Source organism: Bacteroides mediterraneensis (assembly GCF_016900355.1).
GTDB lineage: Bacteria > Bacteroidota > Bacteroidia > Bacteroidales > Bacteroidaceae > Phocaeicola.
Map to the genome: position 1 here is coordinate 1 of NZ_JACJKA010000013.1, position 14,108 is coordinate 14,108.

General features: G+C 47.3%; 13 protein-coding genes. 6 read left to right on the forward strand and 7 right to left on the reverse strand.

Features of this window, described 5'->3' with window-relative positions; genetic code table 11:
- Positions 1–694 precede the first annotated feature (694 nt).
- Positions 695–1,063: a hypothetical protein gene (locus H6A28_RS08260; RefSeq protein ID WP_204473956.1), complete on the forward strand. Its 369-nt coding sequence runs from the start codon at positions 695–697 to the stop codon at positions 1,061–1,063.
- 309 nt (positions 1,064–1,372) lie between these two features.
- On the opposite strand, the gene H6A28_RS08265 is transcribed toward H6A28_RS08260, so the two are convergent.
- Both H6A28_RS08265 and uvrB read right to left on the reverse strand, forming a co-directional pair.
- A complete protein-coding gene (locus H6A28_RS08265; protein WP_204479767.1) occupies positions 1,373–2,728 on the reverse strand; it encodes an alanine/glycine:cation symporter family protein in 1,356 nt (451 codons plus the stop codon).
- Positions 2,729–2,810: 82 nt separating this feature from the next.
- Positions 2,811–4,856: an excinuclease ABC subunit UvrB gene (gene uvrB / locus H6A28_RS08270; protein ID WP_204479768.1), complete on the reverse strand. Its 2,046-nt coding sequence runs from the start codon at positions 4,854–4,856 to the stop codon at positions 2,811–2,813.
- 151 nt (positions 4,857–5,007) lie between these two features.
- Here uvrB and H6A28_RS08275 point away from each other — a divergent pair, with 151 nt between their 5' ends.
- The 3 genes from H6A28_RS08275 (at position 5,008) to H6A28_RS08285 (ending at position 6,797) form a co-directional block, all read left to right on the forward strand.
- Complete coding sequence (locus H6A28_RS08275; RefSeq protein ID WP_204473950.1) at positions 5,008–5,847, forward strand: outer membrane protein assembly factor BamD; 840 nt, start codon at positions 5,008–5,010, stop codon at positions 5,845–5,847.
- Positions 5,848–5,876: 29 nt separating this feature from the next.
- The gene (locus tag H6A28_RS08280) at positions 5,877–6,212 is read left to right on the forward strand and encodes a DNA-directed RNA polymerase subunit omega (protein WP_022353325.1); all 336 of its coding nucleotides are present in this window, start codon (positions 5,877–5,879) and stop codon (positions 6,210–6,212) included.
- A 129-nt stretch (positions 6,213–6,341) separates the two neighbouring features.
- Entirely contained in the window at positions 6,342–6,797 is a 456-nt protein-coding gene (locus H6A28_RS08285) for a DUF4293 domain-containing protein (RefSeq protein WP_204473947.1), read from the forward strand.
- A 92-nt stretch (positions 6,798–6,889) separates the two neighbouring features.
- Here the strand turns inward: H6A28_RS08285 and H6A28_RS08290 are convergent, their stop codons facing one another.
- Both H6A28_RS08290 and uxaC read right to left on the reverse strand, forming a co-directional pair.
- The gene (locus H6A28_RS08290) at positions 6,890–7,696 is read right to left on the reverse strand and encodes an MBL fold metallo-hydrolase (protein WP_204473946.1); all 807 of its coding nucleotides are present in this window, start codon (positions 7,694–7,696) and stop codon (positions 6,890–6,892) included.
- Between the two features lie 126 nt (positions 7,697–7,822).
- Positions 7,823–9,226 (reverse strand): glucuronate isomerase, encoded by a 1,404-nt coding sequence (uxaC, locus tag H6A28_RS08295; RefSeq protein ID WP_204473941.1) that lies wholly within the window; start codon positions 9,224–9,226, stop codon positions 7,823–7,825.
- 298 nt (positions 9,227–9,524) lie between these two features.
- Between uxaC and H6A28_RS08300 the strand changes: the two genes are divergently transcribed.
- Both H6A28_RS08300 and H6A28_RS08305 read left to right on the forward strand, forming a co-directional pair.
- A complete protein-coding gene (locus tag H6A28_RS08300) occupies positions 9,525–10,964 on the forward strand; it encodes a tagaturonate reductase (protein WP_204479770.1) in 1,440 nt (479 codons plus the stop codon).
- A gap of 136 nt (positions 10,965–11,100) precedes the next feature.
- Positions 11,101–11,889 carry a hypothetical protein gene (locus H6A28_RS08305; protein WP_204473934.1) on the forward strand — a complete coding sequence of 263 codons (789 nt, stop codon included), beginning with the start codon at positions 11,101–11,103 and terminating at the stop codon, positions 11,887–11,889.
- Here the strand turns inward: H6A28_RS08305 and H6A28_RS08310 are convergent.
- The 3 genes from H6A28_RS08310 to H6A28_RS08320 all read right to left on the reverse strand — a co-directional run bounded on the left by H6A28_RS08310 (position 11,856) and on the right by H6A28_RS08320 (position 14,102).
- Complete coding sequence (locus tag H6A28_RS08310) at positions 11,856–12,263, reverse strand: 2-amino-4-hydroxy-6-hydroxymethyldihydropteridine diphosphokinase (RefSeq protein WP_204473932.1); 408 nt, start codon at positions 12,261–12,263, stop codon at positions 11,856–11,858. The two genes, H6A28_RS08305 and H6A28_RS08310, sit on opposite strands and share 34 nt — an antisense overlap.
- Entirely contained in the window at positions 12,250–13,083 is an 834-nt protein-coding gene (gene lgt, locus H6A28_RS08315) for a prolipoprotein diacylglyceryl transferase (protein ID WP_204479772.1), read from the reverse strand. Before lgt ends, H6A28_RS08310 begins: the two co-directional genes overlap by 14 nt.
- 65 nt (positions 13,084–13,148) lie before the next feature.
- Positions 13,149–14,102, reverse strand: coding sequence for a DMT family transporter (locus tag H6A28_RS08320; RefSeq protein WP_204479773.1), 954 nt, complete (start codon positions 14,100–14,102; stop codon positions 13,149–13,151).
- Positions 14,103–14,108 lie beyond the last annotated feature (6 nt).

Here is a 14,108-nt window from a genome sequence, read left to right on the forward strand (position 1 = left end):
AACAAAACGGTTTGAAACCATGAAATCTGTAGGAGGAAACTTGTAAACTTTTTGAGGAAAATCCAAACGACTTCAATCTGATATAAAACGACAGAGGCCATCTCAATTCATTTTGAGACGGCCTCTTTTTTATTTGTGTCTTTTCACGTATACAGGGTATTCTCTTCATTTGATTTGCGAGACTAATAGTCATTTCCCGCGGCTTTAAGGAGAAATTATATAAGCCGTTAATGGTATTTTGATCTTTTTTCTTTCATCTGCCCTGTTGCACAGTTTTTATCGGAGACGCATACAAGACATTCAGTCGTATGCTCAAGAAATAAGAAGGTATCATTCCGTTGGATTTATTACCTTCCGGTATCAAATGCAGCAAAAGGCTGGGCTGTAGGTGTCGTATGGCCGAAAATCTCGGGTAAACACTTTCCAAAGGGAATGTAACTTGTCAAATGATATGCAAGTAGTAATAAATATGGATGGAAATGAGGCTTTATATTACAAAAGAATGAAAAAATTGTTCATTTTGATATTCCTTTCTTGATATACGTCAATAAATGATAGGGTGTAAGTGATTTTTTCTTTAGTTTGTTTTTATGTTGTTCAACATGTTCTTATATTTGCATCGGTAAAAAAAGAAAGCTCGAGCTAAGCTAGATTATTAAGGTAACAAAGTTTTTTAGGTAAAAGATTTAAAGGTATGAAAAGATTAGGATTAACATTGGTAGCCGCATTGGCATTCTCAGTTTCTATGTTTGCAGAAGGTGTAAACGAAAACAACAACGCACAGAAGTGGAATGGTTCAATCAACAAGTCTAAACTGACTCAGTATTTGAATCTGTCATCTACTCAGAACGAGAAAGTTGCTGACATTTGTGACTACTTTGAACAGGAAATGACTCGTGCCAATTATGCTAAGACTGATCACAAGGAAAAAGTTCGTAAGGCAGTCTATGGCAACCTGAAACTGATGAAACAGACACTGGATGACAAGCAGTACTCAAGCTATGTACGTTTGATGGCCATGACACTGCGCAATAAAGGCATCGACTTGAACGAAGCAAAATAATAAGAAGATATTTTGAACCAATCTGAAGTCCCGGAACTTGTAAAAGTTTGCGGGACTTTTTTTGTATGCAGATTTGTGATTGTTCAGAAGATGAGAACCTGATGGTATTTTTTGATGGGAAAATACATAAATATCCGATTACCAATATATTATAGGATGTCGTCAGAGTCTCGGAGAGGGAACTGAAAAAAACGTAAGTGCGTTTGGAATAAAACGCCTTTACGTTTTACTTCAAACGCACTTGCGTTTCAGACAAAACGCACTTACGTTTTAAATCAAACGCAAAGGCGTTTTTGGAAGGGTGGATTTTCATTCGTTATGATAGTCGTCTAACCGGTCATTCCAGAGATATTTTCGGGTCTCACTGACAATGACTCCCGAAAGCAATAGTAAGGAGATAAGGTTCGGAATGGCCATGAGCGCATTAAGTACATCGGCACAGTTCCATACGAGGGACAGGTTGACCACGGAACCGACATACACCATCACAATCCATATCACCCGATAGGTTCGCATGATTTTTCTTCCTCCTAAGTATTCTACGGCCTTCTGTGAATAATAGGTCCAGCCCAAAATGGTACTGAAGGCAAAGGTGATGATGCCGAATGAAAGGATAGGGGTACCGATGTAAGGAATCTTGGCAAAGGCCATCTTGGTAAGAGCTGCATCACTTGTGTAGTCGATGTCTGGATAGGCCAGGATGCTGCTCACCAGTACCAGTCCGGTTAAGGCGCAGATGACCACTGTATCCCAGAAAGTACCCGTGGAAGAAACCAGTGCCTGACGCACCGGGTTGCGCGTCTGGGCGGCTGCAGCCACGATAGGTGCCGATCCCAGTCCTGATTCGTTGGAGAAAAGTCCCCGGGCAATGCCGTAACGGGCTGCCATCATCACCGTGGTGCCCACAAAACCGCTTCCTGCCGCACGGGCCGAAAAAGCAGATTCTAAAATAAGGCGGATGGAAGCGCCCAGGTAGGCATGATTCACCATCAGGATGTAAAGGCAACCTGCCACATAGAGGAACGCCATGAGCGGGACCAGTCCCATACATACTTTGGCGATGCTTTTGACACCGCCAATCACAACAAGGGCAGTCAGGACACTCATCAGTATTCCCGTCAGGTGGGGAGATACCCCATAGGATTCGTTTAGCAGCAAGGAGATAGAATTGGCCTGCACCGTATTGCCGATGCCAAAAGCCGCCAGTGCGGTGAAGATACAGAACAAGATGCCCAGCCATTTCATGCCCAGTCCGCGTTCCAGAGCGTACATGGGTCCGCCAATCATTTCGCCTGATTTGTTCTTCACGCGGTATTTCACAGCGAGCAATCCTTCCGCATATTTTGTCGACATGCCAAGGACACCTGTAAGCCAGCACCAGAACACAGCGCCCGGTCCACCCATCGCTACGGCCGTAGCTACTCCGATAATGTTACCCGTACCAATGGTGGCTGCCAGGGAAGTGGCCAGTGCACCGAACTGGCTGACATCACCGCCCGCATCCCGGTCTTTACTGACGGAAAGTCGCAAGGCCTTGAGAATGTGCAACTGCGGGAAGCGTAACCGGACGGTCAGGTAAAGATGTGTGCCTAAAAGGAGGATGATCATAGGCCATCCCCACATGAACGAACTAATTTCCTGTACAATCTTTGTAATCTGTTCCATTTTCTGTTTGTCTTGATTTTAATTGCAAAAGTATGAATAATAAATTAAAACAAACAAAAATGTGACAGAAATGAATGTGATATCAGGATTTTTCTTTCAATAAGTCCTCCATTTTCAGCAGTTCGTCGCGATATTGTGCCGCTTCGATGAAGTCCAGCTTCTTGGCTGCTTCCTGCATAAGCTTGCGGGTCCGGTCGATGCTCTTCTGCAACTGTTCCTTCGACATGTACTGTACCACCGGGTCGGCTGCCGCATGCAGCTGGGCTTCCGTCTCGGTGTATGCCTTCGGAGCTTTCGGCTTGCTGTCGGCCGTTGCGGCAGAAGAAGACCGTTCGATGTCGAGCAGGGCATTGTTGCGCGAGCGCGTAATCTGTTTCGGCGTGATGCCGTGTGCCTCGTTGTAGGCCAGCTGTTTTTCTCGTCGGCGGTTGGTCTCGTCAATGGTCTGCCGCATGCTGTCCGTAATATGGTCGGCATACATGATGACTTTTCCATTGACGTTTCGGGCGGCACGTCCGGCTGTCTGGGTAAGCGAACGATGCGAACGGAGGAAACCTTCCTTGTCGGCATCCAGAATGGCTACCAGGGAAACTTCCGGCAGGTCCAGTCCTTCACGCAGCAGGTTCACACCGACCAGTACGTCATAGATGCCCTGTCGCAGGTCGTCCATGATTTTGATACGTTCCAGTGTATCCACGTCGCTGTGGATATAGGCGCATTGGATGCCGTTGTTGAGCAGGTATTCCGTCAGTTCCTCTGCCATACGCTTGGTCAGGGTGGTAACCAGCACACGTTCTTTGCTTTCGATACGCTGCTGTATTTCTTCCATCAGGTCGTCTATCTGGTTCAGGCTGGGACGTACTTCAATTACCGGATCCAACAGGCCTGTGGGGCGGATCACCTGTTCCACCACGATACCCTCACTCTGTTGCAGTTCATATTCGGCCGGAGTGGCACTCACGTAAATCACCTGCTTGGCCATCTGTTGGAATTCTTCGAACGTAAGCGGGCGGTTGTCCATGGCTGCCGGCAGACGGAAGCCGTATTCTACTAGGTTGGTCTTGCGGGCCCGGTCGCCGCCATACATGGCCCGGATTTGCGGCACGCTGACGTGGCTTTCGTCGATGACAATTAGGAAATCCTCCGGGAAGAAGTCGAGTAGGCAGTAGGGACGAGTACCTGGGGCGCGTCCGTCGAAATAGCGAGAGTAGTTCTCAATGCCCGAGCAATGTCCCAGTTCGCGCAGCATCTCCATGTCGTAGGTTACACGCTCGTACAAGCGTTTGGCTTCATAGGGCTTTCCAATTTCCTCAAAATAGGCCACTTGTTTGGTCAGGTCGTCCTCAATCTGATGGATGGCCCGGAGCGTACTCTCCTTGGTTGTCATGAAGAGGTTGGCTGGATAAATCTTATATTCGTCGAACGTGCCGAGTCGGTGTCCCGAAATCGGGTCTACTTCTTCGATTCCGTCTATTTCATCATCCCAGAACATTACCCGGAGCACACTGTCGGTATAGGCCAGGGAGATGTCCACCGTATCCCCTTTTACGCGGAAGTTACCACGATTCAGTTCGATGTCGTTGCGCACGTACAGGCTGTCCACCAGCCGGCGTAGGAATACGTTGCGGTCCAGCAGTTTTCCTTTCTTGATTTCAATCACGTTGTTGTAGAAATCCGCCGGGTTTCCCATACCGTAGATGCACGACACGGACGATACGACGATGACGTCTTTCCGTCCGGAGAGCAGGGCAGAGGTAGCTGCCAGTCGCAGTTTGTCAATTTCCTCGTTGATGGCTAAGTCCTTTTCTATATAAGTGTCGGTCGAAGGGATGTATGCCTCCGGCTGGTAATAATCGTAGTAAGACACGTAGTATTCTACGGCGTTGTGCGGGAAGAAATTCTTGAACTCCCCGTAGAGTTGTGCTGCCAACGTCTTGTTGTGACTCAGAATCAAGGTCGGCTTGTTGACATTCTTGATGACATTGGCAATGGTAAAGGTCTTTCCGGACCCGGTGACTCCCAGCAACGTCTGTGCAGGTATGTGTTGCTTGACGCCTTCGGTCAGCTGGGCGATGGCTTCCGGCTGGTCGCCGGTGGGCTGGTAGTCGGATATCAGTTCGAAATTCATGAAATCAGGAAATTGTTAATTGAAAACGGATGTAAAATTACATATTATTTTACACAACACTTTGCCCGTCTTGAAAAATTACATTAAAATATGCCCTATAGTTGCATTATTCGCTGGAAAAGAGTAATTTTGCGCAACTATCTTGATAAATATGAAGAAATACATAGTAATGGCCCTCCTTTCTGCGGGATTCTTGTCGTCCTGTGGAGAGTATAATAAGGTGCTGAAAAGCACAGACTACGAATACAAATACGAGGCGGCAAAAGCTTATTTTGCCAAAGGACAGAGTTCACGTGCGGCTACCATTCTCGAGGAACTGATTCCTATTCTGAAAGGTACGACCAACGGAGAAGAGTCTTTGTACATGTTGGGTATGACCTATTATAATCAGGGCGACTATGTAACGGCTTCACATTATTTTAATACTTATTACACGACTTATCCACGAGGTACTTATACGGAACTGGCGCGTTTCTACAGTGGAAAGGCACTCTATCTTGATACTCCGGAACCCCGTTTGGACCAGAGTAGTACCTACAAGGCCATTCAGGAACTGCAGATGTTCATGGAATATTTCCCGACAAGCGACCGGAAGGAACTGGCTCAGAACATGATTTTCGAGTTGCAGGATAAGTTGGTCGAGAAGGAATATCTTTCTGCAAAGTTGTATTACGACTTGGGTTCCTATTCTGGAAATGCGGTGTACAGCAGTACGGGTAACAATTATCTGGCTGCCATCGTGACGGCACAGAATGTACTGAAGGAATATCCTTATACAAAGATGCGGGAAGACCTTTCCATTCTGATTCTTCGCGCTAAATATCACATGGCCAAGGAAAGTGTGCTTGAAAAACGGGATGACCGTATGCGTGAGACCGTGGACGAATACTATGCGTTCAAGAATGAGTTTCCGGAAAGCAAGTATATGAAGGAAGTGGAAGACATTTTTGCCGATGTCAGCAAGTATGTCTCTACGGATGAAGAGGAATAATAAACGTTTATAATTATAAATAAGGAATTATGGATTACAAAAAGACAAACGCTCCTACAACTACCGTTACTCGTAATTTGATGGAACTCTGTGAGGACACAGGCAATATCTATGAAACAGTAGCTATCATCGGCAAACGTGCCAACCAAATTGCTGCAGAGATGAAGAATGACCTCTCCAAGAAATTACAGGAGTTTGCTTCTTATAACGATAATCTGGAAGAGGTGTTTGAAAACAGAGAGCAGATTGAAATCTCTCGCTATTACGAAAAACTCCCGAAACCGACATTGATTGCCACTCAGGAGTACATCGAAGGAAAAGTTTACTATCGTAACCCTGCAAAGGAAAAAGAAAAATTGCAGTAATCCTTATCGGAAAGAATTGAATGAATGCGTATAAGCGCATTTGGGCTTGTCATTCTGAGCGCATCCGGCAGAAACCGTCGCCCTCAGAATGACATTTATTTTTGAAACCTTTTTTTGGACAATTAAATTATGATACAGAGAATACAAACTGTTTATTTGCTGGTGGTGGCCATCCTGATGGTGGTGATGATGTCTGCTTCTGTAGGAAGTTTTTATACAGACAAGAGTATTTGTGAGATGACCAATCTTTACTATATGCTTCCGGATGGGAATGTGAACTATACGCCGTGGGCTTTGTTTGCGGTGTTAGTGGTAGTGGCCGTAGTGGCATTGGGTACTATCTTTCTCTATCGGAAACGGATGCTGCAGATTCGTCTCACGATTTTTAATACGATTGTATTGATTGGTTACTATCTGGTACTGACTTATTTTGTGGTGAATCCGGAAAAGGCTTTCGATGACTATAGCTTTATGCCTTCTTGGTCTGTCTGTCTTCCGTTGGTGAGCATCATTTTGAACTGGCTGGCCATCCGCGCCATTGGTAAGGACGAAATGCTGGTGAAAGCTTACGAAAGATTGCGCTGATACAGGCGTTGCAATATATTTAAGACGAGAGACGCCCTTCTTCCTGCTTCGGGAAAAAGGACGCCTCTCGTCTTTTTGTTTTCTTTGAGATATTATTCAAAGACATACATTTCGGAAGGACTGGTACGTCTCAATGGTACGACTTCCACATCTTTGCCAACAAGGATGTTTTCCTGTCGAAAGGCCAGTTCCACGGTCTTAAAAGCCAGTTCCGGATGGTTGTTGTCTTTGCTGAGGTGGCAGAGCCACAAGTATTTCAGGTCTTTGGGAAAATTCTTGCTCAGGTAATCAGCCATTTCATGGTTGCTCATGTGTCCGTTGGGGCCGGCGATGCGTTCCTTCAGGTGCTGTGGATAAGGTCCCATTTTCAGCATGGTGTCATCGTAGTTGGCTTCCATAATCAGATAGTTGCTCTGTTGGATATAACGGGCTGCTGTCGGGGTGATGTGTCCGATATCCGTCAGGAAAGAGAAGGTTTTGTCGCCCGCCGTGATGCAATAACCCACGTTGTCGGTACCGTCGTGCGGTACCTCAAAGCAGGTAATCTGGAAGTCGCCTAAGGTGAAGGTTTCCTCTTTCTGGATGAAATGTGTATGTTCCGGGCTCAGTCGTTCGGTCATACAGTAACTATGCCGCATGCCTTCGTGTATCTCATGAGTGGTATAGATGGGAAGGCCGTGCCGTTCGCCCAGATGACCGACGGCCTTGATGTGGTCGGCATGGTCATGGGTGACGAGTACACCTTGTATGCTTTCCAGATTGAGCATACGGTCTTTGAATACTTTTTTGATGGTACGGATACCGATGCCGGCATCAATCAATATAGCGGTGTGGTCGGTAGCCAGGTAGTAGCAGTTACCGCTGCTTCCGCTGGCCAGACTCATGAATCTTACTTTCATCTTCTTTTCATTTTTTGCTAAAGGAACGCAAAGTTACGAAAAAAAAGATAGAAATCAAACAAGGCCGTTCCTTTAGGGACGGCCTTGCAAAGGGTTTTTATGCGTTTTTTTACTAAATGTGAGGACTTAGAACTGGAAGAAGTTCTTGGCGTTGTAGTAGCTGATGTCTTCCACCATCTGCTGTACGCGTGGCATTTCGCTGACAGGGATTTCTCCGTTTTCTACGTCTTTACCCAGCAGATTGCAGAGCGTACGGCGGAAATATTCATGACGCGGATAGGAGAGGAATGAACGGGAGTCGGTGAGCATGCCCACAAAGCGACTCAACAGACCTAACAGGGAGAGTGCGTTCATCTGTTTCTCCATACCGTCTTTCTGGTCGAGGAACCACCAGCCTGAACCGAACTGAATCTTGCCCGGTATCGTGCCGTCTTGGAAGTTGCCCAGCATGGTGGCAATCACTTCGTTGGCACAAGGGTTCAGGTTGTAGAGGATGGTCTTGGTAAGCTTGCCTTCTGTATTCAGGCGGTCAAGGAACTTCGACATGGATTTGGCGGTATTGAATTCACCGATAGAGTCGAAGCCGGTATCCGGTCCAATCAGCTTGAACATCTTCGTGTTGTTGTTGCGGATGGCGCCGTAGTGGTATTGTTGTGTCCAACCGGTTTCATAGTCCATCTCACCAAATACAACCAACATGGCTGATTTGTATTTCAGAATTTCTTCGTGGGTTAACGGAGTTCCACCATATACCTTGTTAAAGATGGCACGGATTTCCGCATCGGTATAGTCTTCTGCATAAAACTCTTCCAGACCGTGGTCAGACAGCTTGCAACCTTGTGCCGCAAAGAATTCATGACGTTTACGCAGAGCCTCCACCATATTGTCAAAGCTGGAGATGCTGACACCGCTTACTTCACTCAGCTTTTCTACATAGGCGCGGAAGTCAGCCGGCACTTCCACAGCCATGGCTTTGTCCGGACGCCATGTCGGCAGCATCTTGATTTCAAAACCGCTTTCACGGGTAGCAATATGGTATTCCAGTGAATCAACCGGGTCATCGGTCGTGCAGACCGTTTCTACGTGGTAACGGCGCATTAGGTTGCGGGCAGAATATTCCGGTGTAGCCAGTTTGGCATTGCATTCGTCAAAGATTTCGCGGGCGGTAGACGGATTCAGAATCTTTTCGATGCCGAAAGCAGTCTTCAATTCCAAGTGTGTCCAGTGGTACAATGGGTTGCGGAGCGTGTAGGGAACGGTCTCGGCCCATTTCTCAAATTTTTCCCAGTCGGATGCATCACCGGTACAATAACGTTCAGCTACGCCGTTGCTTCGCATGGCACGCCATTTATAGTGGTCACCTCCCAGCCAGATTTCGGTGATAGACTTGAATTGGTAATCGTCGGCCACCATTTTCGGACTCAGGTGGCAGTGGTAGTCGATAATCGGCATCTTGGCCGCATGGTTGTGATATAATTCCTGTGCGGTTTCAGTTTGCAGCAGGAAGTTTTCATCCATAAATTTCTTCATGACGAATATGTTTTAAATGTTTGTAGAGTTGAACTTGTGCGTAAGGTTACAATTTATTTATGTTGGGCAACATAAAATATCGATTGCCCTTCCGTTATCGAACACGAAAGTAGAAATTTTCTTTGGAATAACAAAATATTTATTACCTTTGCAACACTCATTTATGAAAATTAATGTTGTCGGAGTGAATTTAATTGGCTGAAAAATAAATATTTATAGTTCTCCCTTAATGGCCTGTACGCCTGTTTCTTCCATAGATGAGTGAAAGAGGAACAATTTTGTGCATTAAAGATATAGTATGAAAGCATTGAACAAAGAGACCGCTCATAAGACGGTCCGTCCGGAAAGAATCATCCAGTTTGGTGAGGGAAACTTCCTCCGTGCATTCGTAGATTGGATTATTTACAACATGAATGAAAAAGCCGACTTCAACAGCAGTGTGGTTGTGGTACAGCCTATTGAAAAGGGAATGATTGACAAACTGAACGCTCAAGATTGCTTGTATCATGTCAACCTACAGGGATTAGAGAAAGGGCAGGCCGTGAATAGCCTGACGATGATTGATGTCATCAGCCGTGCCCTGAATCCTTACCATCAGTTCCAGGATTTCCTGAAGCTGGCTGAACAACCTGAAATGCGTTTCGTGATTTCTAATACAACGGAAGCGGGTATTGCTTTCGACCCTTCTTGCAAGCTTGACGATGCGCCGGCTTCTTCATATCCCGGAAAGCTGACACAGCTTTTGTATCATCGCTATCAGACCTTCCAAGGCGATATGTCGAAAGGGTTGATTATCTTCCCGTGTGAATTGATTTTCCTGAACGGACACAAGCTGAAGGAAACCATCTACCAGTACATCGAACTTTGGAACTTGGGCGACGGTTTCAAGAATTGGTTTGAAAAAGCCTGTGGTGTATATGCTACCTTGGTCGATCGTATCGTACCGGGATTTCCACGCAAGGACATCGACGCCATTAAGGAAAAGTTGCAGTATGACGATAACATGGTGGTACAGGCCGAGATTTTCCACTTGTGGGTCATCGAGGCACCGAAGGAAGTCGCTGCTGAATTCCCTGCCGACAAGGCCGGATTGAACGTGCTGTTTGTGCCGTCGGAAGCCCCGTATCACGAAAGGAAGGTAACCTTGCTGAACGGCCCGCATACCGTACTTTCTCCGGTGGCTTATCTTTCCGGCATCAATATCGTGCGCGATGCCTGCCAGCATCCGGTAGTAGGTAAATTCATCCATAAGGTAATGTTTGACGAGCTGATGGAAACTTTAAACCTGCCGAAAGAGGAACTGGAGAAATTTGCCCACGACGTGCTGGAACGCTTCAACAATCCGTTTGTTGACCATCAGGTGACTTCCATCATGCTGAATTCCTTCCCGAAATATCAGACCCGTGATCTGCCTGGTTTGAAGACTTATCTGCAGCGCAAGGGTAAACTGCCTGAAGGATTAGTTTTGGGACTTGCTGCCATTATTACTTACTATAAAGGAGGCGTACGTGCCGACGGGGCTGAAATCGTGCCCAACGACGCACCGGAAATCATGGATTTGCTGAAACAGTTGTGGGCTACGGGTGATACGGCCAAGATTGCGGAAGGTGTGCTGGGAGCAACCTCTATCTGGGGCGAAGATTTGAATCTGATTCCGGGATTGAAGGACGCTGTGAAGAAAGATTTGGACAGCATTCAGGAAAAAGGCATGCTGGAAACCGTAAAGACCATTCTTTGATAATTAATTGTTAGAATTCCATAGTCTTTTGACGGGAGGAAAGGCGGACAAAGGGCCGTTTCCTCCCGTTTTGCTTGTATAAACTTGCATTTTTGATTCTTTTTTTATATCTTGCCTTTCAAAGAAGGAGGCAGGTATGGAGATTACCGCACAAATACAGAAGGAATTGGAGCTTTTCAACCGTGGACGCATGCGTGACAATGGAGCCTATCTTATCAGTATGGCGACTGAGTATCGCCCCTATTATGCGCTGTGGCGCGAATTTCTTTCTCCTCATTCGTATCTCTTTGTCCGCACGCTGGGGGTAACGCTGGATGTGGCTTCGGCTCGTGCATTCTCGATGTTGCAGAACTGTAATGTGAGGTTGGAAACGGCCGACAATGAACGGTTTGAACCGTATTACGGTCTTCTGGATGACCTGATGCCTTTTGGCAAGTACAAAGGAAAGCATCTGGCAGAGATTTATTACATTGATCCTTCGTATATACTTTGGCTGGCCAATAAGTTTGAACCGCACAACCCGCGCTATGAACGTACAGTGGAACTGGCCAAGCGTTTTGCCGTGGTACACTTTGAACTGACCGTGCGCAAGCCGCGTATTGCTTCCGTCAGCCGATTTGTGCGGGAAGTGGGGGATACGTTGAAAGATTTGCAGGTGACGGTACTTCACGTGCGGTTGCAGGTAGATACTTATAAACCTGATTTTTTTGTCGACCAGAACGTGCTGGCAGCTGACCGCGACGGCAACCGTTTTACGTTTCTCGTCAAGGCCCGTGCCCGTAGCCTGAGCCCCAATGTGCTGAGTTGCCGTAGTCGGGCGATTGAACCGCAGCAGTTTCTGCATTTGCTGTCAGCCAAGGTGATGTCGCACTATGAATCACACGGGGTACGCTATACCCGGTTGGGGTATGTGAAACTGGCGTGAAGGAAGGCCCGGCGTACGTATTCTTTTTTCAAATCCAAGGGTTTGAGCACCTGCTGGTCGTAGGTCAGCAAGTCGATGTCGAGGGGGATGCGTCCTTCCTCTTTGCTTTGGGGCGTCCTACCGTTGCTCTGTTCGATTTCTTTCAGCAAGCTCCGTACCTCCATTATGGCCAGTGAGGTATGAAAACGGGCTGCCCGGTTCAGAAACGGTTGCGGGTTGCTCATCCTTTCCGGCTGTGTTTCGACGATTTCCCCCCATTCAATTCCCGGGAAAAGTCGTTGCAGCGACTCTTCTGCATTCTTCAGATGAAGCTGGGCGTCCAGGTTGGAGCCCATGCAGAGCAGGCAGGTATGAGATACATCAGTTTCGGGCATGACGGGTATGTGTTTTATGGAATACAAAATACAATCCTATGGCGATGAAGGGGAGGCTCAGAATTTGTCCCATGTCTATCGGAAGAGCATTTTCAAAGTCCACTTGTCTTTCCTTCAGGAATTCCACGAAGAAACGGAAGGTAAAAATCAGGGTGATGCACAGACCGAAATAAAATCCTTTCTGCACACGGTCTTTCCGTGTCCGGTAGACGACCAGCATAATCAGGAAGAAGACGAAATACGCCAGTGCCTCGTAGAGCTGGGCCGGATGGCGGGGTTGCATGTCCACACGTTCAAAGACGAAGGCCCAAGGCACATTCGTGGGCATGCCGATGATTTCAGAGTTCATCAGATTGGCCAGACGGATGAATCCGGCCCCCAAAGGAGCCGCGATGCCCATCATGTCGAGAATATCAAGGAAATGGATTTTCGTTTTCCGGCAGAAAAGGACCAGAGCTAAAATCAGTCCCAGCGTACCACCGTGGCTGGCCAGTCCGGCATATCCGGTGAACACCCATCCCCCTTGTGGCAGGAAGTGAACCGGAAGGATGATTTCCAGCGGATGGCTCAGGAAATACTGCGGGTCATAAAAGAGACAGTGTCCCAATCGTGCTCCGGCAAAAATCCCGATGAAACTGTAAGTGAACAGGGTCTGAAATGTATCCAGCGGAAGCCCTTTCTGTTTGTACAAACGGTAGACCACTTGCGTGCCGCTCAGGATGGCGATAACCCAGCACACGCTATACCATCGGAGTGTAAACCCTCCAAGGTGAAACAGAGCCGGGTCCGGGTTCCAGTGTATATAAAGTAATTCCCTCATCTTTCCCTTTTTGAATTGGCGCAAAGGTAAGGAAAAATGAGGGAATATGCGAATGAAAAAATAACTTACGAATTTTCTGCAGTAGATTGTGCTTGTTGGTAGGCTTCCATTTCTTTCCGGCTACGGCTGGAAGTAACCAGATAGACCCCGCCGAAAATCAGTACTACGGCAATGATTTTGGTCAGGTTGAAGGAATCCATGCCCCAGCATACGGCCACGATGCAGGCTACCAGCGGCTGGATGTAGTTGTACATACCGGCTACCGTCGGGCGAAGGTTCTTCTGTCCCACCACAATCAACATGTAGCTTACGAATGTGGCACCTACCACGATGAAGATCAAGCTGCCGATTTCAGTGGCCTGCAATCCGGCCCAGTCGGAATTCATCAAATCGCGGGCCGAGAAGGGAAGTGTGCAGATAAAGGAATAGGTGAACATCCATTTCATGATGGTGATGAGCGAATACTTGTTCACGAAATCCTTGAAGCGCACGATGTAGAAAGCATAGCAGAACTGGGCGAACAGTACCAGCAAATCTCCCCAGATGGCCGTGTGGCTGACAGAAGAAGCGGCCGGCTGGTTCTGACTGCTTCCTAAGATAAGCAGCAAGGCACCTCCCGCACCACAGGCAATACCCAGCACTTTTTTCCCGGTTATCGGTTCTTTCAAGATGAAGGCGGCCAGTACCATAGCCCAAAGCGGCATACTTGTTGTAATGATGGACGCATCGCCCGGTGAGCTCAGGCTCACGCCGAAGATAAACGAACCCTGATTGAACACGATGGCAAACAGGGAGGCGAAAAACAGTGTAATCAAATCCTTGTGGTTGACGTGTTCCGGTTTTTGAAACAAGGAAGCAATCCAGAACAATACCATGGCTCCCCCGATACGCAAGTCTGTAACGACCAACGGTGTGACGGCCCCTCCGGCCATCAGCAGTTTGGACATAGGCGACATCAGTCCCCACATTGTGTTGGCTCCCAGCATGGAAGCATGTCCTTTCCAGCTAAATTTTTCCATATAGTC